The organism is Pseudomonas sp. SIMBA_068, from assembly GCF_046534705.1.
GTDB lineage: Bacteria > Pseudomonadota > Gammaproteobacteria > Pseudomonadales > Pseudomonadaceae > Aquipseudomonas > Aquipseudomonas putida.
Genome location: NZ_JAWRYI010000207.1, coordinates 1 through 326 on the forward strand (window position 1 = coordinate 1; position 326 = coordinate 326).

A 326-nucleotide genomic window follows, 5' to 3' on the forward strand; every position below is an offset into this window, starting at 1 on the left:
TGAGCAAACAGTTCTGCAGCGTTAGACGCGTTTACAGAGCCGCCGTACTGAATGATCACTTGTTCAGCGATGTTAGCGTCAACTTTAGCGATGTGGTCACGAATGAATTTGTGAACAGCCTGTGCCTGAGCCGGAGTTGCAGATTTGCCAGTACCGATTGCCCATACGGGTTCGTAAGCGATAACCGCACCTTCGAATGCCGCAGCACCCTGAGTTTTCAGTACCGCGTCGATCTGACGTGCGCAAACTTCTTCAGTTTTGCCCGCTTCGTTTTCAGCTTCGGTTTCACCGATGCACAGAACCGGAGTCAGGCCCTGCTCTTTCAG

General features: G+C 52.1%; 1 protein-coding gene. It reads right to left on the minus strand.

Annotation, left to right across the window (positions count from 1 at the left end; all coding sequences use genetic code 11):
* Positions 1–326 (minus strand): triose-phosphate isomerase (gene tpiA, locus SB756_RS28840; RefSeq protein WP_410912940.1); only part of this gene is annotated, 326 nt, incomplete at both ends.